The sequence below is a fragment of the Pelomonas sp. SE-A7 genome, from assembly GCF_030345705.1.
Lineage (GTDB): Bacteria > Pseudomonadota > Gammaproteobacteria > Burkholderiales > Burkholderiaceae_C > JAUASW01.
The window spans coordinates 557,921-580,623 of record NZ_JAUASW010000002.1 but is presented as its reverse complement, the minus strand read 5'-3'; the positions used below and the strand labels follow the sequence as shown (position 1 = coordinate 580,623).

Genomic DNA, 22,703 nt, shown 5'->3' with positions numbered 1-22,703 from the left:
GACCGAATCCAAGTTTCCCAAACTTTCCCGCCGAATCTCGGCGCTGGCCCTGAGCTTGCTCTGGCCTGCAGTTGGCCAAGTGCATGCCGGGACGACCGACATTGCGACGGCGCCGCTGTTCACCACGAGTACGACGGTGGTCAAGCCCAATGTGCTTTTCGTGCTGGACGACTCCGGCAGTATGGCCTGGGACTTCATGCCGGACGATGCCAAGTTCGGCAGTTCGGACTACACATCGGTCTATGGCCGCCGCGCGGCTCAGTGCAATGGCCTGGGTTTCGACCCTAGCAAGACCTACGTGCTGCCGCTGACGGCCTCCGGAACCGACGGCAGCGCTGCCAGCAAGGACTTCCTGTCCGGGACCTACGTCGACTCGGCCAGCTTCCTGACCACTGGCGACGTCTACAACACCATCAATCGAAATGCCGCCACGGGGACCACGACCTATGCCGTCGTCAGCAGTGGCGAGGTGACGGTGGTGGTGAGCAGCACCCAGTCCTACGTCACGGGGATGGTGGTCAGCTTGTTCGGTAGCTACACGAGCGGGGGGCGTCGGTACTACAGCAGCAATGCCTACATGATCGGCAAGGTCACCAGCTGGAACTCGGGCACCAAGACCTTGAAGGTCGACATCAAGATGTCGGTCGGTTCGAACAACATCGACAGCGTCTACGTTGGCATGGGTTCGCCAATCGACAACGTCTACTACAGCTACAGCGGCAGCCAGACCAAGCTGGGCTACGTCTACACGAGCAGTGGCGTCACCGCCAATACGTTCTACAACGAATGCTCCTCATCGCTGGGGTCGGACCCTGGCAAGTCGGTGTTCACGGCCAACCTGGTTCTGCCCTCGTCTAGCGATGCTCAGAACTACGCGAACTGGTACTACTACTACAGCACCCGCATGCGGATGATGAAGACCAGCCTGACCCGGGCCTTCTCACCGCTGGACGACAAGTACCGGATCGGCTTCATGACGATCAACGGAAACACCGGGGGCATCCTCGACGTCAAGGACTTCGACAGCGACCAGAAGACCACCTTCTATTCCCGGGTGAATGGCGCCAACCCGAACAACAGCACGCCGCTGCGGGCCGCCCTGTCTCAGGCGGGTCTGTACTACGCGAAGAAGATCTCCGGCCAGACCTATGACCCGGTGCAGTATTCCTGCCAGAAGAACTTCACCATCCTGTCGACCGACGGCTACTGGAACGGCAATGCCGGCTACAAGCTGGACGGCAGCTCAGCCATTGGCCAGCAAGACGGCTCGGGCGTAACGCGGCCGTACTACGACGGTGGCGTGGACCGCACGACGACGACCAAGACCTGGACCAAGACCGAAACGGGGACGCGCAGCGCTTCGACGGCGCGGACCACCGTGGGCTCCACGACGACGCGCAAGATCGAGACGACGACGACGCCCCATACGACCTTGTCCTACAGCAAGCTGTACACCCGCACCATCAGCGACGTGAATCGATGCGGCAGCGGCGGTGGATCGTGCACGATCACTGTTGAAACCTCAGGCAACCATGGCTACTCGACGGGCGACAGCGTCACCATGAGTACCAACATTTCGGCCTACAACGGCACCTTCACGATCACCGTTGTCAACTCCACCACCTTCACTTATGTGCTGCCAAGCCGCCCGAGCAGCCCCAGCAGCCTGACGGGTTCGGTGGCGCCGTCCAGTCATAGCTGCGCCACGGTTGGACAGGGGCAGCTGATTACGGTTCGCCAGACCTACACGAACACGGCGACAAAGACGACCGACACGACGGTGTCGACGACAACGCCTGGTACCTCGACCACCGTCTACAACCTGACGCGAACCACGCCGATGACGCAGGTGCTTGTCTACCTTGACGGCGTGCTGCAATCCGACACCACGTCCTCAGGCAGTTCCACCGTGACGGTCGGCTCGGTGGTCAGCGGGCCGACCGTCGTCGACGGCGCGACCGCGAGCACCTCATCTTCCAGCGTCAGCAACAGCTCGAGCAACAGCACGCCGGCGACCACCGCCGGCTACCCGACCTACGGATCCTGCAGCACCACGGCTGCACCGGCGGACACGGACACCGCCGGTTCGGGTTCGACCGCCACCACGGGTCCGACGCAGACCGGCAGTACCGGCCCGACGACGACCAATGGCGCGACGACCAATACCGACAGCTATCCGACCTCGACCAACGGCGCGGTCACGGAGTCGAGCACGGTCGTCAACAGCGGCGGCAGCACGGACTCGCTGGCGGACGTGGCCATGTACTACTACAAGAGCGACCTGCGCGACAGCGCACTTGGCAATTGCACTGGCGCCCTGGGCACCTCGATCTGCGAGAACAATGTCAAGTCGCTCGGTGAGGACACGGCCACCTGGCAGCACATGAGCACTTACACGCTGGGCCTGGGCGTGAATGGCCTGCTGACCTACAAGGCGGACTACGACACGGCCGAGACCGGCGACTACAAGGAAATCAAGGGCGGCAACAAGAACTGGCCGACGCCGTCCAGCGATGCGATCGCCAACATCGACGACCTCTGGCACGCCGCCGTCAACGGGCGGGGGCGCTACTTCAGTGCAACCGATCCGACCACGCTGGCCGCCAGCCTGTCGGCAGCGCTGAACTCCATCAAGGCCGTGCTTGGAGCCTCGTCGGCAGCTGCGACCAGCACGCTGCAGCCTGTGGAAGGCGACAACGGCGTCTTCATCGCCCAGTTCATGTCCTCCGAGTGGACCGGCGACCTGAAGGCCTATTCGATGAACGTCAAGACCGGCGCCGTGCCGACCACGGACGCTGCTGGCAATGACATTTCGACCTGGTCGGCAAGCACGCAGCTGACGGCTGCCTACGAGCGGAAGATCTACTACTTCAAGGGGGCCACCGGCAACACGGGCACCTTGCGCGAGTTCACCTATGCCAATCTGACGGCCGATGCCATGAATGGCTACTTCGACAATGCCTGCTCAAAGTCACCGTCGCTCACCCAGTGCACCGGCGCCGGCGCGGCGCTCCTGAGCAGTCTCAATTCCGGCGCCAACATGGTGAGCTTCCTGCGCGGCCAGGCTCAGACGCAGTACCGCGTGCGCAACAAGATCCTCGGCGATATCGTCAACTCGTCTCCGGTCTATGTGGGCAAGCCCGGCTTCTCCTACACCGAGAACAGCTACGCCACCTTCAAGTCTTCCAATGCCAGCCGGGCGGTCACGCTGTACGTTGGAGCGAACGACGGCATGCTGCATGCCTTTGATGCGACCAACGGCAATGAGCGTTGGGCCTACATGCCCCGCCTGGTGATGGACAAGGTGTATCGACTCGGCGATTCCTTCTATGAGTCCAAGCACCTTTACACCGTTGATGCCACGCCGGTCGTCGGTGATATCTATGTGGGCGGCGCCTGGAAGACCATCCTGGTCGGTGGTCTGAATTCAGGTGGATCGGGCTACTACGCGATTGACGTGACGAATCCGGCCAGCCCGGTCGCTCTGTGGGAGTTCACCGATGCCAATCAAGGCCTGAGCTATGGCAACCCCATCATCACCAAGCTCAAGAGCGGCAAGTGGGTCGTGGCTTTCACGTCGGGCTACAACAATGCCGATGGCACAGGTCACCTGTTCGTCGTTGACGCTGCGACCGGCGAGAAGCTGAAGGACATCAGCACCGGCGTGGGGACGGCGGCCAATCCGAGCGGCCTCGGCAAGCTCAATGCCTGGGTCGATGCCGACACCGACAACACGGCCCTGCGCTACTACGCCGGCGACCTGTACGGCAACATCTGGCGCTTCGACGTCGATGGTCTGCTCGAGCCCAAGAACAGCGCCTTCAAGCTGGGCCAGGCCATCAAGAATGAAATCCCTCAGCCGATCACGACGGCGCCGCAGATTGCCGAGATCGAGGCCAATGGCGGCAAGCATGCCGTCGTCTATTTCGGTACGGGCCGGTACCTGGGCAAGACCGATGTGACCAACGCCGATGTCCAGAGCATCTATGCGGTGAAGGACGCCCTGGGCTCGGTCAGCCTGGGTGACCTGCGCAAGGATGGTCAGCTGGTGCAGCAGGAAATCGTTGATCCGGACGCGACGTTGCGCAAGGTCAAGGACACCAATCCGGTGGACTGGAGCAGCAAGAACGGCTGGTATCTGGACCTGCCATCCACGCGAGAGCGCATCAACGTGGACATGCAGCTGGCCTTCAACATGCTGACGGCGGCCGGCAATATTCCGGGCAATACGGCAACCGACTGCGACAAGGCACAGGACGGCACCTCGTATATCTATCAGCTCAACGTGATCAGTGGACGTGGCAGCGCCAAGACACTGAGCTCCATGGTGGCCGGCCTCAGTACCGTGCAGCTGGCCGACGGCACCGGCGTGACGGTGGTCACCAAGACCGATGCCTCCTCTCCGGATCCGTTGACCGTACCCCCGTCAGCGACGACCAACAGCAAGGCCCGGCGCAGTTCGTGGCGCGAGCTGATCGATTGAGCGGAGCAGCGGGGCGGGCCACCCCGCTGCTGTTCTGCGTAGCGCTGGCGGTGGGAGGCCACCTGCTGCTGGCTCTGCCGGGATGGCGGGCCCAGCCCGCCGAGCCGGCCGTGCATGGTGCCGTCAATGTGCGCTTGCTGGCGGCCGACGCGAAGGCCGCGACGGAGCCGCCTGTCCAGGCGGTGCCAGGCGAGGTCGAGGCCGGTCCCGAACCCAAGGCGCAGCCGGCGGCTCGCAGTGCGGCCGTGTTTGGAAAGCCGGTTTTCGAACGATTTGAGGAGCAGGACTACCTTGCACGCCGCGAACTCAGTGTGGCGCCCGCCTTGGTGGTCGAGGTGCCTTTGGTCTGGCCGGCCGAGGGCGTGCTCGCTGGACATTACAGCGAAGTTGCGACGCTGTTCATCGATGAAGCCGGTCTGGTCCGCAAGGTTCGTTTCGAGGGGGACGGCCTGCCCGACCTGCTTCAGCAGCAGGCGCGCGAGGCCTTCCTGGGCTCGCGTTTCAGCCCCGGCCAGTTGGATGGGAAGCCGGTGAAATCGCGGATCCGCATCCAGGTCGCCTTCGATGCCGAAGGTCGTGTCAGAAAAGGTGGGTCAGGCTTGTGACAGGGGTCGGCGGCGCATATCAGGTGTTTCCCCTATGATGGCGCCTTCCGTCCGCAGAACCTCCGGTCTCGCGGGCTCCGATCCAAGCCCCGAGGCAAATGGCCCCCACCACAATTCAGCCCACACGGTCCGACCCCCCGCTGATTGAACTCCGCAACGTCACCTGCGGCTATGGCGGCCGGGTCATCCTCGAAAACGTCAATCTGAAGGTCCAGCGCGGCGAGGTGCTGGCCCTTATCGGCACGTCCGGTGGCGGCAAGACCACGGTGCTGCGCCTGCTCGGCCGGCAGATCCGGCCGCTGACGGGTCAGGTGCTGTTCGACGGCCAGGACCTGGCGCCGCTCAATCTGGACCAGCTCTATGCCGTCCGCCGCCGCATGGGCATGCTGTTCCAGTTCGGCGCCCTGTTCACCGACCTGTCGGTGTTCGAGAACGTGGCCTTCCCGCTGCGCGAGCACACCCAGCTCTCCGAGCCCATGATCCGCGATCTGGTGCTGATGAAGCTCAATGCGGTGGGCCTGCGCGGCTCGCGCGACCTGATGCCTTCCGAGATCTCCGGCGGCATGGCCCGCCGCGTGGCCCTGGCCCGCGCCATCGCCCTGGACCCGGACGTCGTGCTCTACGACGAACCGTTCGCCGGCCTGGACCCGATCTCGCTGGGTGTGGCCGCCCGGCTGATCCGCGACCTGAACGATGCGCTGGGCCTGACCAGCATCATCGTCTCGCACGACCTGCACGAGACCTTCGAGATCGCCGACCGCGTGGCCATGGTGGCCAACGGCCGCGTGGTCGCCCAGGGCACGCCCGACGAACTGCGCCACAGCGAGGATCCGCTGGTCAAGCAGTTCGTCAATGCCGAGTCCGACGGCCCGGTCCGCTTCCACCAGCCGGCCGCGCCGGTGGCCGAGGACTTCGGCTTGGGAGCCGCCGCATGATCATGGCCTTCTGTTCATCGCTAGGCCTGGGCCTGCGCAACAAGCTGGACGGCATTGGCTGGGGCGCCCGCCTGTTCTTCCAGATCCTGGCCCGCACGCTGCCGGCGCTGAAGCGCTTCTCGCTGGTGCGCGAGCAGGTCTTCTTTCTGGGCAATCGCTCGCTGTCCATCATCGGCGTTTCGGGCCTGTTCGTCGGCTTCGTGCTGGCGCTGCAGGGCTATTACACGCTGCAGCGCTACGGTTCGGCCGAGGCCGTGGGCCTGCTGGTTGCCCTGAGCCTGGTGCGCGAGCTGGGGCCGGTCGTGACGGCCCTGCTGTTTGCCGGCCGCGCCGGCACCTCGCTGACTGCCGAGATCGGCCTGATGAAGGCGGGCGAGCAGCTGACAGCCATGGAGATGATGGCCGTCGACCCGCTGACCCGCGTGCTGTCACCGCGTTTCTGGGGCGGCTTCATCGCCATGCCTTTGCTCGCGGCCGTGTTCTCGGCTGTGGGCGTGATCGGCGGCTGGCTGGTCGCCGTGCCACTGATCGGCATCGACGGCGGTTCTTTCTGGTCGCAGATGCAGGGCGGCGTCGATGTGTTCGCCGATGTCGGCAATGGCGTGATCAAGAGCCTGGTGTTCGGCATCACCGTGACCTTTGTCGCCTTGCAGCAGGGCTATGCATGCTCGCCCACCCCCGAGGGCGTGTCGCAGGCGACGACCCGGACGGTGGTGATTTCTTCTCTGGCGGTCCTGGCACTGGACTTCATGCTGACCGCCATGATGTTTTCGATTTGAGGGAGAGAAACCCAAATGCAATCCTCTCGTCATGACGCCTGGGTCGGCCTGTTCGTGCTGATCGGTGGCGCGGCGCTGCTGTTCCTGGCGCTCAAGGCCGGCAACCTGCTGAGCCTGAACTTCGACGAGACCTACCAGGTCTCGGCACGGTTCGACAACATCGGCGGCCTCAAGCCGCGTGCGGCGGTCAAGAGCGCCGGCGTGGTGGTGGGTCGGGTCGAGTCGATCACGTTCGACGACAAGACCTTCCAGGCCAGGGTCGTGATCAATCTGCACAAGGGCGTGCAGTTCCCGACCGACAGCTCGGCCAAGATCCTCACGGCCGGCCTGCTCGGCGAGCAGTACATCGGCCTGGAGCCGGGTGCCAGCGAGAAGAACCTGGCCCACAACGACCAGATCAAGGCAACGCAGTCGGCCGTGGTGCTGGAAAACCTGATCGGCCAGTTCCTCAACAGCAAGGCAGCCGACATGGGAACGGCTCCCGCGGGAGACAAGAAGTGAGCCCAGCCTCTGCCTTTGCTTGGCGCCGCGTGCTGGTTCTGCTGCTCAGCCTGCTGGTACTGGGCGGCTGCGCCACGCTGCGAGGGCCCAGCGCCGGCCGCAAGCTCGACCCGTTCGAAAGCTGGAACCGCAAGGTCTTCGGCTTCAACGAGGCCCTGGACGAAAAAGTGCTCAAGCCCGTGGCCACGGCCTACAGCGATGTCGTGCCTTCGCCGGTCCGTCAGGCCGTTGACAACTTCTTCTCCAACGTCGGCGACGCCTGGTCGGCGGTCAACCTGTTCCTGCAGGGCCGTTTCAAGACCGGACTGCAGCAGACCATGCGCTTTGCGGTGAACACGACCTTCGGCCTTGGCGGCCTGCTGGACGTGGGCACCGAGGTCGGGCTGGAGCGAACGACCGAGGACCTGGGTAAGACCTTCGGCCGCTGGGGTTTCGGCACCGGCGCCTACATCGTCTGGCCGCTGTTCGGCCCTTCGTCGGTGCGTGACTCGCTGGCACTGCCCTGGGATCGTGTCGCATCGCCGGCCCTGGCGTTCAACGATGGTCGCAGCAAGGTGACCATCTATGTGTTGCAGACTGTGAATGCCCGCTCGAATTTCTTGCGCGCTGGTGAGATGCTCGATGGCATCGCGCTGGACAAGTACACCTTCATCCGCGATGCCTACCTGACCCGCCGCGGCAGCATCTCGCGCGATGAGGATGATGACTTCGAGGTCCTGACACCCGGATCGGCTGCATCGGCCCCAACCGTGGTACCGGCGGCCTCGGCCGCTTCGGCGCCGGGCCTGTGAACCGAAATACCCGCCGGCGCGTTGCCGGCAACAGGCGCATTGCAGCGCCCGTGAACAAAGGAATGGAACGATGACGATGACGACGTCAATCTTCAAGAAGGCCCTGGTGGGCATCAGCACCATCCTGGCGCTGAACCTGGCCCAGGCCGCGGACAACAGCACGGCCGACGGCCTGATCCGCCAGCTCTCGCTGGAGACCATAGAGGCGGTCAAGGCCGACAAGGCGATCCAGGCCGGTGATGTGGGCAAGATCGTGGCCCTGGTCGACAAGACCATCATGCCGCACGTGAATTTCCAGCGCATCACGTCCACGGCCGTGGGCCGCTACTGGCGCCAGGCCACGCCCGAGCAGCAGAAGCGCCTGCAGGACGAGTTCAAGACCCTGCTGATGCGGACCTATGCCGGTGCGCTGACCCAGGTGAAGGACCAGAACATCGCCCTGCGTCCGCTGCGCGCCGCAGCCGAGGACACCGAGGTCGTCGTGCGCACCGAGGTGCGTGGCAAGGGCGACCCGATCCAGCTGGACTACCGCCTGGAGAAGACGTCGGCCGGATGGAAGATCTACGACGTGAACGTGTTGGGTATCTGGCTGGCTGATCAGTACAAGAGCAGCTTCGGCCAGGAGATCGGTGCCAACGGCATCGACGGCCTGATCAAGGCGCTGACCGACAAGAACCAGAAGGCCGCCGCCGCGCCGGCCAAGTGATGGCGGACGGCATGCTGAAGCTTCCGGAATCGGTGCGCATGGCACAGCTGCCGGCCTTGTGGCCGCAGATCCAGGCCAGCCTGCGGGCCGAGGGCGCTCAGGTGGGCAGTGCGGCCGGCAAGGTGGTGCAACTCGATGCCGGCGACCTGCAGGACTTCGACTCCGGCGCACTGACCTTGCTGCTCAGCGCGGCTCGCCTGCTCGAACAGCAGGGCCTGCGTCTGCAGGTACGCCAGGTGCCGGCCAAGCTGCAGGAACTGGCCCGCGTCTACGGCGTGGACGAGGTGCTGTGGAGCGGCCTCACGGCCTGATCCTGTTGCTCAGGACGCGTAGCGCTTGCTGCGCAGATTGCGCTTGATCTCCTGCAGCACCGGCCGCAGGTTCTGCCCCAGCTGCAGGGCCACGCCGGTGGTCAGGATGTCAATGGCGATCAGGTGCAGCAGCCGCGACACCATAGGGCTGTAGCGGTCGAAGTCCTCGGGGTGATCCACCGCTAGCAAAACCTGACCCGGGCTCTGGCCCAGGGCCGCCAGCGGCGAGCCGCTGGCCGTGATGATGATGGTCGTCGCGCCCTTCTTGCGCGCGATCTCGGCCGCGTCCAACAGGTCGCGGCTTCTTCCCGAATTCGAGATGACGACCGCGCAGTCGCCCGGCTTGAGCATGGTGGCGCTCATCAGCTGCACGTGGCCGTCGCTGCAGGCTGCAGTGTTGACGCCGAGGCGGAAGAACTTGTGCTGCGCGTCCAGAGCCACGATGCCCGAATTGCCCACGCCATAGAACTCGATACGGCGACCGTTGCGTCCAGCTTCGGCCAGCGCTGCGATGGCGCGCTCGAACGCGTGGCTGGCGGCGTCGTTGCGGTAGTGGAGCAGGGCGGCCACGGCGTTGTCGACCACCTTGACGATCAGGTCGCCCGGCTTGTCGTCCTCATCCACTGCCCGGTGCACGAAGGGCACGCCTTCGTTGACGCTGCCGGCCAGCTTGAGTTTGAAGTCGGCCAGGCCGTCATAGCCGACCGAGCGGCAGAAGCGCACCACAGTGGGCTTGCTCACATGCGAGCGGTCTGCCAGTTCGCTGACCGGCAGATTGGCAAAGGCGCGGGCATCGGCCAGAAGGAGCTTGGCCACTCGCTGCTCGGCGGGCGGCAGGGCGGGCAGGGCAGCCCGGACGCGTTCCAACATGCTGCTCATCAGGATTCCTCCGCCCAGGCGTATCCATCGCGCGCCACCAGAGCGCTGGCGGCGGCCGGGCCCCAGGAGCCGGCGTTGTAGGGGCGCGGGCCAGTGCTGTCCTGCTTCCAACTGTCCAGGATGGGCTCGACCCAGCGCCAGGCCTGCTCCTGCTCGTCGCTGCGGACGAACAGGTTCAGGCGGCCGGCGATGGCGTCCAGCAGCAGGCGCTCATAGGCGCCGACGCGGGCGCTGCCGAAGGCCTTGTCGAAGTCCAGGTCCAGCGAGACTGGCGCCAGCGACTCGCCATGGGCGCCGCCCTTGGCTGCCAGCAGTTGAAGCTCCAGGCCGTCCTCGGGCTGCAGCTTGATGACCAGGCGGTTGGGCTGGTTGGTGCCGGGGAAGATCGGGTGCGGCACGGGGCGGAAGTTGACGACGATCTGCGCGTCGCGTGCCGCCAGGCGCTTGCCGGTGCGCAGGTAGAAGGGCACGCCGGCCCAGCGCCAGTTCTGCACTTCGGTACGCAGGGCCACGAAGGTCTCGCAATGGCTTTCGGCCGGAATCTTGGCCTCGTCCAAGTAGCCGACCACGGCCTTGCCGTCCACGCTGCCGGCGCGGTACTGGCCACGGACCACGTCGCGTGCCACGGACTCGGCCGTGAAGGGCTTGAGCGAACGCAGCACCTTGAGCTTCTCATCGCGGATCGCATCGGCGTCGTTGGTGGCCGGAGGCTCCATGGCGATCATGGTCAGCAGCTGCAGCGCATGGTTCTGGATCATGTCGCGCAGCGCGCCGGTGCCGTCGTAGAACGGGCCGCGGGTGCCGACGCCCAGGCCTTCAGCCAGCGTGATCTGGATGTTGGCGATGCTCTCGCGGTGCCACAGCGGCTCGAACAGCGCATTGCCGAAGCGCAGCGCCATCAGGTTCTGCACCGAGGGCTTGCCGAGGTAATGGTCGATGCGGAAGGCCTGCGACTCGGCGAACACCGAGCGCACCACCTTGTTGATCTGCTGGGCGCTGGCCAGGTCGTGGCCCAGCGGCTTTTCCAGCACCACGCGGATCCGCGGCTCGTTCAGGCCGGCGGCGCCCAGCTGTTCGCAGATCTGGGTGAAAAGGTGGGGGCTGGTGGCCAGGTAGAGCACCACCGTGTCGGCCTGGCGCTCGCCCAGCCATTCCTTCAGGCGCTGGTAATGCTCGGGCTGGGACAGATCCATGCGGCGGTAGTGCACCAGGGCCGCGAACTTCTCGAACTCCTCGTCGCTGGGACGCTTGGGGCCATCGACCTCGCGGAAGCGTTCCTTCAGCCACTCGCGGTAGCGCTCGTCGGGCATCTCGTCGCGGGCCACCGCGAGGATGCGGCCACCCGCGGGCAGCTTGCCGTGGCGGAAGGCCTGAAACAGCGCCGGCATCAGCTTGCGCCAGGTGAGGTCGCCGGTGCCACCAAAGAAGACGAGATCGAAAGACATGCGCTCAGCCACCGTCAGGGTGGTCCCTTGAAAAGTACGCTTGGAAATGTTCTCTTGATGTAACGAAGTTACGGGAATTATGATGCCCGAGTTTCTTGCAAGGGTCAATCAGGAGCGCCTCAGCGGTTCTAATTGCGCCTTCCCTTCCTCTCTCGCCGGAACGCAAGTCTCGCCATGAACCAGCTCGAACAACTGAAGTCCTTCACCACCGTCGTCGCCGACACCGGCAACTTCCTGCAGCTGGCGCAGTTCGCGCCGCGCGATGCGACGACCAATCCCTCGCTGATCTTGAAGGCCGTCCAGTCGCCCGACTACGCGCCGCTGCTGGCCGAGACCGTGGCGGCCCACAAGGGCAAGCCGCTGGACCAGATCGTCGACCAGGTACTGGTGCGCTTCGGCCTGGAGATCCTGAAGGTGGTGCCGGGCCGCGTGTCGACCGAGGTCGATGCCCGTTTGTCGTTCGACAAGGCAGGCAGCGTGGCCCGCGGCAAGCGCTTGATCGCGCTTTACGAAGCCGCCGGCATCTCCCGCGAGCGCGTGCTGATCAAGGTCGCTTCGACTTGGGAAGGCATCCAGGCGGCCGCCGAGCTGGAACGCGAGGGCATCCGCTGCAACCTGACCCTGCTGTTTTCCTTCTGCCAGGCCGTGGCCTGCGGCGCCGCCAAGGTGCAGCTGATCTCGCCCTTCGTCGGCCGCATCTACGACTGGTACAAGAAGTCGGCCGGCGCTGCCTGGGACGAAGCAGCGATGGCGGGCGCCAACGACCCGGGCGTCAAGTCCGTGGCCCAGATCTACGCCTACTACAAGAAGCACGGCATCGCGACCGAGGTGATGGGCGCCAGCTTCCGCAACGTGGGCCAGATCACGGCCCTGGCCGGCTGCGACCTGCTGACCATCAGTCCCGACCTGCTGGCCCAACTGCAGGCTAGCGAAGCGCCGCTGACGCGCGCACTTGATGCTGAGGCTGCGCGCGCTGCCGACATCCCTGCCGTTTCCTTCGACGAGGCGGGCTTCCGCTTCGCCCTCAACCAGGACGCCATGGCCACCGAGAAGCTGGCCGAGGGCATCCGCCTGTTTGCCGTCGATGCCGGCAAGCTGGATCAGATGATCGAAAAGAGTCTTTGATGTCCCATCCGCGTTGCGACCAGAGCCCGGCCTGGCGCGCCCTGCAGACCCAGTACGAACAGAGCGGCCGCCGCTTCGACCTGCGCGAGGCCTTTGCGGCCGAGCCGCTGCGCTTCGAGCAATGGTCGCTGCAGGCGCCCGAGGTGTTTGCCGACCTGTCCAAGAACCGCATCGACGCCGCCACGCTGGCGCTGCTGGTGCAACTGGCCAGGGACTGCGGGCTCGAATCGCAACGCGAGGCCATGTTCAATGGCGAGGCCATCAACCACACCGAAGGTCGCGCCGTGCTGCACACCGCACTGCGGGCGCCGGCTGGCGCTGGCCTGCATTCGGATGAGGTCCAGGCCTCGCTGGCCCGCATGTTGGAGTTCGCCGAAGGCGTGCCGGCGCGTGGCTTTAGCGACGTGGTCCATATCGGCATTGGCGGCAGCGACCTGGGCCCGGCCATGGTGGTGCAGGCGCTGCAGGCCTATGGCCGGCCGGGCCTGAAGCTGCACTTCGTCTCCAACGTGGACGGGCATGACCTGGCCCCGGTGCTGCAGGGCCTGGACCCGGCCAAGACCTTGTTCGTCATCGCCTCCAAGACCTTCACCACGCAGGAGACCTTGGCCAATGCCTTGGCCGCCAAGGCCTGGTTCCTGGCCGCCGGCGGCACCGACATCGCCAAGCATTTCGTTGCGACCAGCAGCAACACCCGGGCCGCGGGCGAGTTCGGCATCACGACCAGCTTCGGCTTCTGGGACTGGGTGGGCGGCCGCTATTCGCTGTGGTCGGTGATAGGCCTGCCCATCGCCATCGCCGTGGGGGCCGCCAACTTCCGCGCGCTTCTGGCGGGTGCCCATGGCATGGACCAGCATTTCCGCAGTGCTCCGCTGGAGCGCAACCTGCCGGTGCTGCTGGGTCTGCTCGACCTCTGGTACCGCAACTTCCATGGCTTCACCAGCCGCAGCGTCGCGCCCTATCACCAGGGCCTGCGTCGGCTGCCGGCCTATCTGCAGCAGCTGGAGATGGAGAGCAACGGCAAGGGCGTGGACCGCGAGGGTCGGTCCTTGCCCTATGGCACCAGCCCGGTGGTCTGGGGCGAGGCCGGCACCAATGGCCAGCATGCCTATTTCCAGATGCTGCACCAGGGCACGGACGTGATCCCGGTCGAGTTCATCGCGGTCAAGCATCCCAATCACGGCCAGCTCGAGGGCGAGCTGGCCGCGCGACTCGCTGACCAGCATTGCAAGCTGTTGGCCAACTGCCTGGCCCAGTCGCAGGCCCTGATGCAGGGCAAGACGACTGCGGCGGCGCTGCAGGAAAAGGCACCCACGGCCTCGGCCTCTCTGGATGCAGAGACTGTGGCACGCCATCGCAGCTTCCCTGGTAACCGGCCGAGCACGACCTTCGTCCTGGACCGCCTGACGCCATCCTCGTTGGGCGCGTTGATCGCGCTGTACGAGCACCGCGTCTTCGTCACCGGCGCTCTGTGGGGCATCAACAGCTTCGACCAATGGGGCGTGGAGCTGGGCAAGGCGCTGTGCAACAGCCTGCTGCCGCGCCTGACTTCAGGCGACGCGACGGGCCTGGACGGCTCGACCGCTGGCCTGCTTGCGCATCTGCGGGCCTGATCGCGTGAACGTCGTCTTTGACTTTGGCGGCGTGCTGTTTCGCTGGCACCCGCCCAGTTTCCTGGCACGGGTCTGGCCGCATCGCGTGCCGGATGCCGAGGCGGGCAAGGCTGTGGTGGCGGAGTTCTTCCAGAATTATGGCGGTGACTGGGGGGCCTTCGACCAGGGCCTTATCGACGAAGACACGGTCGTGCGCCGCATCGCAGCGCGCACCGGCTGGCCCGAGGCCGAGGTGAGGGCAGTCGTGGATGCCGTGCCCGAGGAACTGCAGTTGCAACGGGACACCTTGGCCTTGGCGGAAGACTTGAAGCGAGCCGGCCACCGGCTGTTCTTCCTGTCCAATATGCCGGCGCCGCTGGCCGATCACCTGGAGCAGCTTCATCCGCTGCATCAGTGGTTCGAGGCCGGCGTGTTCTCCAGCCGGGTCAAGCAGTCCAAGCCTTCGGCCGAGGTGTTCCAGCTGGCGGCTGCGCAATTCGGTGTTGCGCCTGAAACGCTGCTGCTGCTGGACGATCATCCGGCGAACATCGAGGCCGCTCGCGCCAGCGCTTGGCAGGCCGAGCTGTTCACCGATGCGGGATCGGCACGGCTGGCCTTGCAGGCCCGCGGCCTGCTATTGCTCTAGGTCCTGGCCTTCGGCCGGCGGGCTGGCCTCGACGCGGAAGCTTTCGCTGGCCCAGGCGCCCAGGTCGATATGGCGGCAGCGCTCGCTGCAGAATGGGCGCCACTGATTGCTGGGCGCGAACACACTGTCGCCGCCACAGCTGGGGCAGCTGACGATGCGGGGCTTGACGTCGTCGCTCATGCGCACAGCGTCAGCTCGAAGCTGGCGTCCTGCTGGGCGGACTTGAGGCGGCCTTCCTCGTCCTGACGCATCAGCCGGATGGACACCATCAGGCGGTTGCCGCTGATCTCGGGGATCAGGCCCAGGCTGGGGTCGATCTTGAGGCGCAGCAGCTGGAACGAACGGCCGGCGCCCAGGCTCTGCTGGTACTGGCCGCTCTGGGCTGCCACCTTGTGCGGCGTGCCCGAATCCCGCAGCAGGCCCAGCAGCACGTTGAGGCCTTCGGCCAGCGGCATCAGCGACTGGGTCCAGGTGATCAGGTCCTTGCGGCGGCGCGCCGGCAGGAACTGCTGCCAGCTGTAGTAGGCCGGCAGGTCGAATTCGCAGGTGCCACCGGGGATGCTGATGCGGCTGCGAATGCTCATCAGCCATTCGTTCGAGGTCAGGGCCTGGCCGGCCTTGCCTTGCAGCTGGTTGAGGCCGGCGTAGGCGTGGTCTATGCGGGCGATCACCTCGTCCAGCGCGGCTTCGGCGATGGCCGGGTTGCCCCGGTAGCTGTTGAACTGGGCCTTGTGGCGCTCCAGCTCCTTCATCAGGTCGGACTTGAGGTCGGCCCGTGAGGCCACGTCCATGATCTCGAAGATGGTCGTCAGCGCGAAATGATGGTCCAGCGGGGTTTCGCGAGGGATCAGTTGCCCCAGGCGGTCGAACAGATGTTCCAGACGCAGCATCGTGCGGATGCTCTCGTTGAACGGGTATTCGTATAGGACCAAGGGGGCCATTCCTCAACAGCAGCGGTGCGGCGGCAAGCGGATGCTCGTTCGCGAAGGGCCCGATTGTTTCATAACAACTCTAGGGTTTTGGCCGCCAATGCCGCGCCAGGGCCTTGATTTGGCGCTGCAGTTCGGCCAGCTTCACGGCCTCGTTGTAGATCACGGCATCGGCAGCGGCACGGCGTTGAGCGCGGCTGGCTTGCTGGGCCATCACGGCTTCGACGGCTTCGCGTGTCCAGCCTGATCGTTGGACGACGCGCTCGATCTGGGTGGCTTCGAGGCATTCGACCACGAGCACCCGGTCCACCTTGGTTCGCCAGCGACCAGATTCGACCAGCAGGGGCACATCGAACACGATGAACTCGGTGCCCGCCGCGGCAGCACGCGCCTCCGTCTGGGCGCCAATTAGCGGATGGAGGATGGCTTCCAGGCGCTTCTTGGCATCGGCTTCGGTGAAGGCCAATTCGCGCATGCGCTGCCGGTCCAGCGAGCCATCGGCGGACCGTATGCTTGGGCCGAATTCGGCCACGATCAGTGCCATGGCCGCACCGCCGGCAAGGGTCAGTTCGCGGGCGATCGAGTCGCTGTCGATGACGGTGGCGCCCATCTGCTCCCAGCAGCGCGATACCGTGCTCTTGCCGCTGCCTATGCCGCCGGTCAGGCCTATTCGCATGGCAGAAGAAGCAGGGTTCAGACCCAGCCCAGCCAGCCCAGCACGCGCTCCGAGCCGGCAAAGAGCACGACGAAGCCGCCACCCGCCAGGAAGGGGCCGAACGGCACATAGCGGCCTTCACGCAGGCTGCTGGACATCTTCATCGCGATGCCGACGATGGCACCGATGACCGAGGCGCCCAGCACGATGGGAAGGATCATCTTCCAGCCCAACCAGGCCCCCAGGGCGGCCAGCAGCTTGAAGTCGCCATAGCCCATGCCTTCCTTGCCGGTCGCCAGCTTGAACAGCCAGTAGACCGACCAGAGCGACAGATAACCGAGCATTGCGCCGGCCAGCGAGACGTGCATGGGCACGGTCCAGCCCAAGTGGGCGGCTAACAGGCCGGCCCACAGCAGAGGCTGATTGAGTGAGTCGGGCAGCAGGGTGGTGTCCCAGTCGATCGCGGCCAGCGCCAGCAGCGTGGCCGCGAATCCGCACCACAGCAAGGTGGTCGGCTGTGCGCCGAAACGCCACGACAGGGCAGCGAACATCAAGCCGGTGGTCAGCTCGATCAGCGGGTAGCGCTTGGAGATCGACGCCTTGCAGTGAGCGCATTTGCCGCCCAGGCGCAGCCAGCCAAGCAGCGGAATATTCTCGTGCCAGGCCAGTTGGTGGCCGCAATGCGGGCAGCGCGAGCGTGGCTTGGACAGGCTCAGCGGTGCTTGCTGGTCGAGTTGCTTGACCAGCATGTTGGCCGCGTTGGCGACTTTGTCGGCATCGGCCTTGGCAAGGCCAGAGGCCTTCTGGACATCGTCCGATTCGGTCAGCTGCGCAGCAGCATCCGACGTCCATTGACGCTCCAGCATCAACGGGATCCGGTGGATGACGACGTTCAGGAAACTGCCTATGCAAAGGCCCAGGATGCCTAGGGCCCAGGGGGTGAGAAGCCAGCCGTAGTCTGCAATCATGAAGAGGAGAGCGCTTGCTCAGACCACCTGGCCGAGCTTGAAGATAGGCATGTACATGGCAACGACGATGCCGCCGATGACAGTACCGAGGAACACGATGATGATGGGCTCCATCAGGCTCGACAGGGCCTTGACCGCCTCGTCGACCTCGTCCTCGTAGAACTCGGCCGCCTTGCCCAGCATGTGGTCCAGCGAGCCGGATTCTTCGCCGATGGAGGCCATCTGCAGCACCATGGTCGGGAAGATGCCCGTGGTCTGCATCGAGGTCGTCAGCGCCGCGCCCGTGGACACGTCGCGCTGGATCTTCTCGGTTGCTTCGGTGAACACGGCGTTGCCGGAGGCGCCTCCGACCGAATCCAGCGCCTCCACCAGCGGCACGCCGGCGGCGAACATCGTTGAAAGGGTGCGGGTCCAGCGCGCCACGGCCGACTTGTAGAGCAGGTCGCCGAAGACCGGGATTCTGAGCAACAGCCGGTCCATGGCCTTCTGCATCTTCTCGGAGCGTTTCCAGGTCTGCAGGAAGAAGTAGATGCCACCACCCAGCGTGCCGAAGACCAGCCACCAGTAGCTGACGAAGAACTCGGACAGGGCGATCACGGCCAGCGTCGGCGCAGGCAGATCGGCGCCGAAAGACGTGAACACGTCCTTGAACGACGGCACCACGAAGATCATGATCACGGCCACGACCACGAAGGCCACCACCATCACGGCGATGGGATAGGTCAGGGCCGACTTGATCTTGTTCTTCAGCGCAACCGTCTTTTCCTGGTAGATGGCCAGGCGGTCCAGCAGGGCTTCCAGGATACCGCCCGACTCGCCGGCTTCGACCAGGTTGCAGTACAGCGCATCGAAGTACATCGGGTGCTTGCGGAAAGCGGCAGACAGACTGGTGCCGGTCTCCACGTCCTGGCGGATGTCGTTCAGCAGTCGGGTCAGCCTTGGGTTGGTGCTACCGCGCGCAACGATGTCGAAGGCCTGCAGCAGCGGTACGCCAGCTCGCATCATGGTGGCCAACTGACGGGTGAAGACGGCAATGTCCTTTTGACTGATGGACTTGCCACCGCTGGCACGGCGCTTCTTGACCTTGCTGACGAGGATGCCCTGGCGGCGCAAGGTGGCACTGACCATGGCTTCGCCGCCGGCTCGGATCTCGCCGCGGACCACCTTGCCATTGCGGTCCTTGCCTTCCCATTCGAAGACGAAGTCCTTGACCTTGGCTGCCGCCGATGCACTAGTTGCCATAGATACTCCTGGGCAGGGGCCCTGGCAGGCTGCTTGTATGCGCCTGCGAATTATTCATTGGTGGCCGCGAGCACTTCTTCCAGCGTTGTCACGCCAACGCGCACCTTGACCAGCCCGGACTGGCGCAGATCACGTACTCCTTCGGCTTGCGCCTGGGCGGCGATGTCCATGGCCGTGCCCTGGGTCAGGATGATGCGTTGGATGGCTTCGGTCACTGGCATCACTTGGTAAATGCCGACCCGGCCCCGGTAACCATTGTTGCAACTGCTGCAGCCGACGGCTCGGTAAGGCTTCCAGCTGCCGTCCAGGTCTTCTTCAGCATAGCCGGCGCGTATCAGGGCATCGCGTGGATAGTCGGCTGGGGTCTTGCAGCTTTCGCACAGGCGTCGCGTAAGACGTTGGGCGGTGATCAGCAGCACGCTTGACGCGATATTGAATGGTGCGACGCCCATGTTCATCAATCGGGTCAGCGTCGTCGGCGCGTCGTTGGTGTGCAGCGTGGACATCACCATGTGGCCGGTCTGTGCCGCTTTGATCGCGATGTCGGCGGTTTCCAGGTCGCGGATCTCGCCGACCATGATGATGTCCGGATCCTGGCGGAGGAAGGACTTCAGGGCTGCGGAAAAGGTCAGTCCGGCCTTGTCATTGACATTGACCTGGTTGATGCCGGGCAGGTTGATTTCGGCCGGATCCTCGACTGTCGAGATATTGACGCCGGGCTGATTCAGAATGTTCAGGCAGGTGTAGAGCGACACCGTCTTGCCCGAGCCGGTCGGTCCGGTGACAAGCACCATGCCATAGGGGCGGCTGATGCATCCCAGCAGCCGCTCCTTCTCGATCTTTTCGTAGCCTAGGGCCTCGATGCCGAGCTTGGCTGACGAGGGGTCGAGGATACGAATCACGATCTTTTCGCCGAACAAGGTCGGCAGCGTACTGACGCGGAAGTCGATGGCCTTAGCGCCGAACTTCAGCTTCATCCGGCCGTCCTGCGGAACACGACGTTCAGCAATGTCCAGGCGCGAAATCACCTTGATTCGCGACGACAACTTGTCCTTGATTGCCACGGGCGGCTGGGTGATCTCACGCAGTTCCCCGTCGACGCGGAAGCGGACCCGGTAGTGGTATTCGTAGGGCTCGAAGTGCAGGTCGGACGCACGCATGTTGATGGCGTCGATCAGCATCTTCTGCAGGAAGCGCACGACAGGGGCGTCTTCAACGTCGGCCGAAATGTCGGACGCTTCCTGTTGGGCGGTCGGGTCTTCTTCGGAGACATCGAATTCGAAGTCTCCGCCGGCGATCGATTCAAGGACTTCGCTTGCGCTCGATCCAGTGCCCTGCAGCATCTTGCCAAGCTTGTCGTACTCGACGATCACCCATTCAGGCGACAGTTGGGTGGCGAACTTGATCCGCTCGACGACCTCTTGGTCGGTGGGATCGGCGCCGCCAATGAACAGGCGACTGCCGCGACGGCCCAGCACCACCACGTTGTACTGGTGCATCAACTTGGCGTCGATGATGTTCTGCGGCAACTTCTGCTGGTCGATGGAATTCAGATCCAGCACCGGCAGCGCCAGGGCATGCGACAGCGTGTGCGCCAGGTCGGCAGCAGGCAGGGCAGAAGCCGCCATCAGGGCACCGACGAAGCTGGTCTTTTTCTCCTTGGCCTGGCGGACCAAGTCCTCCACCGTCTTGACCGGCAGCTTGCCAGCATGGACGAGCACGCGCGCAACTCCTGACAGGGAGGAATGGGTCGACTCGGCCAAGGTGGTGTCCACGTGAATGCGATCTCAAGGCGGGCAATAGCAACCCGCATGTTCCGTGAGGGCGGGTCATGATGACCCATCGATTTCACACTGTAAACCGAGCTTTTTCCCGGGGCGAGCGCGCGCTGTGACGGTGTGCGCACATGGCGCAGCCTTGTCCTGCGCATGAGCGACGCAACACTTTGGGCTTGAAACCAGGATTTTCCGCTGGGGCACGAATGTGCCAGGGTTTGGATTGAAGAGAGGATTTGGTCGGGGTGAGAGGATTCGAACCTCCGGCCTCTACGTCCCGAACGTAGCGCTCTACCAGGCTAAGCTACACCCCGATTTCCGAAGCCTCTTGGCCCGGGAGGGCGCGAGGCGTCAGCTCTCTTCAATCAAGCGATCAAGAAGTTCGCTCAACTGACTGAAAGGCGAATTCTAGCAGAGATTCGCGCCACTTGTTAAGTGGGAGTGCGTTCAGTGCTTCGCGTGCTTTCTGCGCTTCTGTTCGCGCCGCATCGCGCGTAGCTTCGATGGCGCCCGTGGCTCGCACGATCTGCACGATGTCTCCGAGACGTTCAACTTCGCCATGCTCGATGGCATGGCGGATCATTTGGCGTTGGTCGGCGCTGCCTCGCTCCATGGCTACAAGCAACGGCAGCGTGGGTTTCCCCTCGCGCAGATCGTCGCCAACGTTTTTGCCGAGCTCGTGGGAGTCGCCCTCATAGTCCAGCAGGTCATCAATCAGCTGGAAAGCAGTGCCTAGGCTGCGACCATAGGCTGCGCAGGCTTCCTCGACTTCCGGCTTGGCTTTCGCCAGGACCGCACCAAGGCGTGCACTGGCTTCGAATAGCTTGGCTGTCTTGTAGCGAATAACGCGTAGATAGCTCTCCACCGAAACGTCAGGGTCGTGCATGTTCATCAACTGCAGCACTTCGCCTTCAGCGATCACATTCGTGGCCTCGGCAAGCACTTCGAGCACCCGCATGCGATCGACTGCCACCATCATCTGGAAGGCGCGGGAGTACAGGAAGTCGCCGACCAGGACGCTGGCGGCATTGCCGAAAAGGGCGTTGGCCGTTGCCTTGCCTCGGCGCAGCGACGATTCATCGACGACGTCGTCGTGCAGCAAAGTTGCCGTGTGGATGAATTCGACGACCGCGGCAAGCTCGAATCGCGCGGGGGCCCGAAAGCCCAGTGCATTTGCGAACAGCAGCACCAGCTTTGGCCGCATTCGTTTGCCGCCTGCATGGACGATGTAGTGACCGATCTGGTTGATCAGGGCCACGTCCGACTGCAGTCGACGCGCGATCACGGCATCGACCTCGAGCATTTCGGCGTTCAATGCCGCGAGGACCTCGGCGACAGGGGATTGGGACGAGGCAGACGCGGCTTGCAATCTTGGCTCACTGTGAAATGAAGACGGAATTATAGAAACAGCTCCTGGATGCTCTTGCGAGGTGGTGCGTTGAGTCGCTTCCGCCGAGGCGCCGCTTGTGTAGGGTTTGCCCTTGTTTTGCAGAACTGCTACACTCGCGGGCTCTGCGCTCGACGTTCGGGCGTAGTTCGGGTCTTGCGTCCTGGGGCCAGGCCGGCAACGGTCAGGCGAGGGGCGCAGGCGTTCACTGCTGAAAGGGCTGATATGTACGCGGTCATAAAAACCGGTGGCAAGCAATACAAGGTTGCTGCTGGCGAAAAGATCAAGGTAGAACAGATTGCTGCGGATGTTGGCCAAGAGATCGTGATCGACCAAGTTCTCGCCGTTGGTAACGGCGCTGAGCTGAAGGTCGGCACTCCCTTGGTTGCTGGCGCAAGCGTCAAGGCCACTGTTGTGGCCCAGGGCAAGCACGACAAAGTGCGCATCTTCAAGCTGCGTCGTCGCAAGCACTACAAGAAGAGCCAAGGCCATCGCCAAACCTACACCGAGCTGGAAATCAGCGCGGTCAATGGCTAAACCGGCTTTCGCCAACAGTTCAAGGAGTTAATCCATGGCACAGAAAAAGGGCGGCGGTTCCACACGGAACGGCCGTGACTCGAAGCCCAAGATGCTGGGCGTGAAGGTGTTCGGCGGCCAGACCATCTCGGCTGGCTCGATCATCGTCCGTCAGCGCGGCACCAAGTTCCACGCTGGCAACAACGTCGGTATGGGCAAGGACCACACGCTGTTCGCGTTGGTCGACGGTCAGGTGTCGTTCGCCGTCAAGGGCGAGAACAACCGCCAGACGGTCGTCGTCACGCCGGTCTGAATCCCCGAGATTCAGCGGACATGACGCGGTGGCAGCAGCCGGCCGCGTCGTGATGCAAGAGCCCCGGCATTGCCCGGGGCTTTGTTTTTTGCGGCTGCCGACAGGCCTGGCCATTCTCTG

Annotated in this window: 22 protein-coding genes and 1 tRNA gene; 13 read left to right on the top strand and 10 right to left on the bottom strand. The window is 64.3% G+C overall.

Annotation, left to right across the window (positions count from 1 at the left end):
- Positions 1-79 precede the first annotated feature (79 nt).
- From QT382_RS16690 to QT382_RS16655, 8 genes are all read left to right on the top strand, one after another.
- Positions 80-4,483, top strand: a complete 4,404-nt coding sequence (locus QT382_RS16690) for a pilus assembly protein (RefSeq protein ID WP_289255213.1) — start codon at positions 80-82, stop codon at positions 4,481-4,483.
- Positions 4,480-5,088: an energy transducer TonB gene (locus QT382_RS16685; protein ID WP_289255212.1), complete on the top strand. Its 609-nt coding sequence runs from the start codon at positions 4,480-4,482 to the stop codon at positions 5,086-5,088. The genes QT382_RS16690 and QT382_RS16685 overlap by 4 nt, the downstream gene beginning before the upstream one ends.
- Positions 5,089-5,186: 98 nt before the next feature.
- Positions 5,187-6,023, top strand: coding sequence for an ABC transporter ATP-binding protein (locus QT382_RS16680; protein ID WP_289255211.1), 837 nt, complete (start codon positions 5,187-5,189; stop codon positions 6,021-6,023).
- Positions 6,020-6,802 (top strand): lipid asymmetry maintenance ABC transporter permease subunit MlaE, encoded by a 783-nt coding sequence (gene mlaE, locus QT382_RS16675; protein WP_289255210.1) that lies wholly within the window; start codon positions 6,020-6,022, stop codon positions 6,800-6,802. Before QT382_RS16680 ends, mlaE begins: the two co-directional genes overlap by 4 nt.
- Positions 6,803-6,817: 15 nt before the next feature.
- Positions 6,818-7,303 carry an outer membrane lipid asymmetry maintenance protein MlaD gene (gene mlaD, locus QT382_RS16670; protein ID WP_289255209.1) on the top strand — a complete coding sequence of 162 codons (486 nt, stop codon included), beginning with the start codon at positions 6,818-6,820 and terminating at the stop codon, positions 7,301-7,303.
- A complete protein-coding gene (locus QT382_RS16665) occupies positions 7,300-8,094 on the top strand; it encodes an MlaA family lipoprotein (protein ID WP_289255208.1) in 795 nt (264 codons plus the stop codon). The genes mlaD and QT382_RS16665 overlap by 4 nt, the downstream gene beginning before the upstream one ends.
- Positions 8,095-8,164: 70 nt before the next feature.
- Complete coding sequence (locus QT382_RS16660; protein WP_502929908.1) at positions 8,165-8,800, top strand: MlaC/ttg2D family ABC transporter substrate-binding protein; 636 nt, start codon at positions 8,165-8,167, stop codon at positions 8,798-8,800.
- An 11-nt stretch (positions 8,801-8,811) separates the two neighbouring features.
- Positions 8,812-9,111 (top strand): STAS domain-containing protein, encoded by a 300-nt coding sequence (locus QT382_RS16655; protein WP_289255207.1) that lies wholly within the window; start codon positions 8,812-8,814, stop codon positions 9,109-9,111.
- A gap of 9 nt (positions 9,112-9,120) precedes the next feature.
- Here the strand turns inward: QT382_RS16655 and QT382_RS16650 are convergent, their stop codons facing one another.
- Both QT382_RS16650 and zwf read right to left on the bottom strand, forming a co-directional pair.
- Positions 9,121-9,981: a MurR/RpiR family transcriptional regulator gene (locus QT382_RS16650; RefSeq protein WP_289255483.1), complete on the bottom strand. Its 861-nt coding sequence runs from the start codon at positions 9,979-9,981 to the stop codon at positions 9,121-9,123.
- Positions 9,982-9,989: 8 nt separating this feature from the next.
- Complete coding sequence (zwf, locus tag QT382_RS16645; protein WP_289255206.1) at positions 9,990-11,435, bottom strand: glucose-6-phosphate dehydrogenase; 1,446 nt, start codon at positions 11,433-11,435, stop codon at positions 9,990-9,992.
- 174 nt (positions 11,436-11,609) lie between these two features.
- On the opposite strand from zwf, the gene tal reads away from it, so the two are divergent.
- The 3 genes from tal to QT382_RS16630 are packed head-to-tail and all read left to right on the top strand — an operon-like array spanning position 11,610 to position 14,798.
- A complete protein-coding gene (gene tal / locus QT382_RS16640; RefSeq protein WP_289255205.1) occupies positions 11,610-12,560 on the top strand; it encodes a transaldolase in 951 nt (316 codons plus the stop codon).
- Positions 12,560-14,173, top strand: a complete 1,614-nt coding sequence (gene pgi, locus QT382_RS16635) for a glucose-6-phosphate isomerase (RefSeq protein WP_289255204.1) — start codon at positions 12,560-12,562, stop codon at positions 14,171-14,173. Before tal ends, pgi begins: the two co-directional genes overlap by 1 nt.
- A 4-nt stretch (positions 14,174-14,177) precedes the next feature.
- Entirely contained in the window at positions 14,178-14,798 is a 621-nt protein-coding gene (locus tag QT382_RS16630; protein WP_289255203.1) for an HAD family hydrolase, read from the top strand.
- Here QT382_RS16630 and QT382_RS16625 read toward each other — a convergent pair.
- From QT382_RS16625 to ispB, 8 genes are all read right to left on the bottom strand, one after another.
- Positions 14,787-14,978, bottom strand: coding sequence for a DNA gyrase inhibitor YacG (locus tag QT382_RS16625; RefSeq protein ID WP_289255202.1), 192 nt, complete (start codon positions 14,976-14,978; stop codon positions 14,787-14,789). The two genes, QT382_RS16630 and QT382_RS16625, sit on opposite strands and share 12 nt — an antisense overlap.
- Positions 14,975-15,730 carry a cell division protein ZapD gene (zapD, locus tag QT382_RS16620; RefSeq protein ID WP_289255201.1) on the bottom strand — a complete coding sequence of 252 codons (756 nt, stop codon included), beginning with the start codon at positions 15,728-15,730 and terminating at the stop codon, positions 14,975-14,977. Before zapD ends, QT382_RS16625 begins: the two co-directional genes overlap by 4 nt.
- Before the next feature lie 79 nt (positions 15,731-15,809).
- Positions 15,810-16,403 (bottom strand): dephospho-CoA kinase, encoded by a 594-nt coding sequence (gene coaE / locus QT382_RS16615; protein WP_289255200.1) that lies wholly within the window; start codon positions 16,401-16,403, stop codon positions 15,810-15,812.
- A 17-nt stretch (positions 16,404-16,420) separates the two neighbouring features.
- Positions 16,421-17,350 (bottom strand): prepilin peptidase, encoded by a 930-nt coding sequence (locus QT382_RS16610; RefSeq protein ID WP_289255199.1) that lies wholly within the window; start codon positions 17,348-17,350, stop codon positions 16,421-16,423.
- Positions 17,351-17,368: 18 nt separating this feature from the next.
- Entirely contained in the window at positions 17,369-18,592 is a 1,224-nt protein-coding gene (locus QT382_RS16605) for a type II secretion system F family protein (RefSeq protein ID WP_289255198.1), read from the bottom strand.
- 50 nt (positions 18,593-18,642) lie between these two features.
- Complete coding sequence (gene pilB / locus QT382_RS16600; protein WP_289255482.1) at positions 18,643-20,373, bottom strand: type IV-A pilus assembly ATPase PilB; 1,731 nt, start codon at positions 20,371-20,373, stop codon at positions 18,643-18,645.
- A 231-nt stretch (positions 20,374-20,604) separates the two neighbouring features.
- Positions 20,605-20,681 (bottom strand) — tRNA-Pro (locus tag QT382_RS16595).
- 59 nt (positions 20,682-20,740) lie between these two features.
- Positions 20,741-21,670, bottom strand: coding sequence for an octaprenyl diphosphate synthase (gene ispB, locus QT382_RS16590; protein WP_289255197.1), 930 nt, complete (start codon positions 21,668-21,670; stop codon positions 20,741-20,743).
- Positions 21,671-21,979: 309 nt separating this feature from the next.
- Here ispB and rplU point away from each other — a divergent pair, with 309 nt between their 5' ends.
- Together rplU and rpmA are read left to right on the top strand one after the other, a co-directional pair.
- Positions 21,980-22,291: a 50S ribosomal protein L21 gene (rplU, locus tag QT382_RS16585; RefSeq protein ID WP_195797624.1), complete on the top strand. Its 312-nt coding sequence runs from the start codon at positions 21,980-21,982 to the stop codon at positions 22,289-22,291.
- A gap of 34 nt (positions 22,292-22,325) precedes the next feature.
- Positions 22,326-22,583, top strand: coding sequence for a 50S ribosomal protein L27 (gene rpmA / locus QT382_RS16580; RefSeq protein ID WP_289255196.1), 258 nt, complete (start codon positions 22,326-22,328; stop codon positions 22,581-22,583).
- Positions 22,584-22,703 lie beyond the last annotated feature (120 nt).

Excerpts from the sequence above, each read along its gene's own strand:
- QT382_RS16680 (WP_289255211.1), top strand. The coding sequence starts at position 5,187 with ATGGCCCCCACCACAATTCAGCCCACACGGTCCGACCCCCCGCTGATT.
- mlaE (WP_289255210.1), top strand. The coding sequence starts at position 6,020 with ATGATCATGGCCTTCTGTTCATCGCTAGGCCTGGGCCTGCGCAACAAG.
- mlaD (WP_289255209.1), top strand. The coding sequence starts at position 6,818 with ATGCAATCCTCTCGTCATGACGCCTGGGTCGGCCTGTTCGTGCTGATC.
- QT382_RS16660 (WP_502929908.1), top strand. The coding sequence starts at position 8,165 with ATGACGATGACGACGTCAATCTTCAAGAAGGCCCTGGTGGGCATCAGC.
- QT382_RS16655 (WP_289255207.1), top strand. The coding sequence starts at position 8,812 with ATGCTGAAGCTTCCGGAATCGGTGCGCATGGCACAGCTGCCGGCCTTG.
- QT382_RS16650 (WP_289255483.1), bottom strand. The coding sequence starts at position 9,981 with ATGTTGGAACGCGTCCGGGCTGCCCTGCCCGCCCTGCCGCCCGCCGAG.
- zwf (WP_289255206.1), bottom strand. The coding sequence starts at position 11,435 with ATGTCTTTCGATCTCGTCTTCTTTGGTGGCACCGGCGACCTCACCTGG.
- tal (WP_289255205.1), top strand. The coding sequence starts at position 11,610 with ATGAACCAGCTCGAACAACTGAAGTCCTTCACCACCGTCGTCGCCGAC.
- pgi (WP_289255204.1), top strand. The coding sequence starts at position 12,560 with ATGTCCCATCCGCGTTGCGACCAGAGCCCGGCCTGGCGCGCCCTGCAG.
- QT382_RS16625 (WP_289255202.1), bottom strand. The coding sequence starts at position 14,978 with ATGAGCGACGACGTCAAGCCCCGCATCGTCAGCTGCCCCAGCTGTGGC.
- coaE (WP_289255200.1), bottom strand. The coding sequence starts at position 16,403 with ATGCGAATAGGCCTGACCGGCGGCATAGGCAGCGGCAAGAGCACGGTA.
- QT382_RS16610 (WP_289255199.1), bottom strand. The coding sequence starts at position 17,350 with ATGATTGCAGACTACGGCTGGCTTCTCACCCCCTGGGCCCTAGGCATC.
- QT382_RS16605 (WP_289255198.1), bottom strand. The coding sequence starts at position 18,592 with ATGGCAACTAGTGCATCGGCGGCAGCCAAGGTCAAGGACTTCGTCTTC.
- ispB (WP_289255197.1), bottom strand. The coding sequence starts at position 21,670 with ATGCTCGAGGTCGATGCCGTGATCGCGCGTCGACTGCAGTCGGACGTG.
- rplU (WP_195797624.1), top strand. The coding sequence starts at position 21,980 with ATGTACGCGGTCATAAAAACCGGTGGCAAGCAATACAAGGTTGCTGCT.
- rpmA (WP_289255196.1), top strand. The coding sequence starts at position 22,326 with ATGGCACAGAAAAAGGGCGGCGGTTCCACACGGAACGGCCGTGACTCG.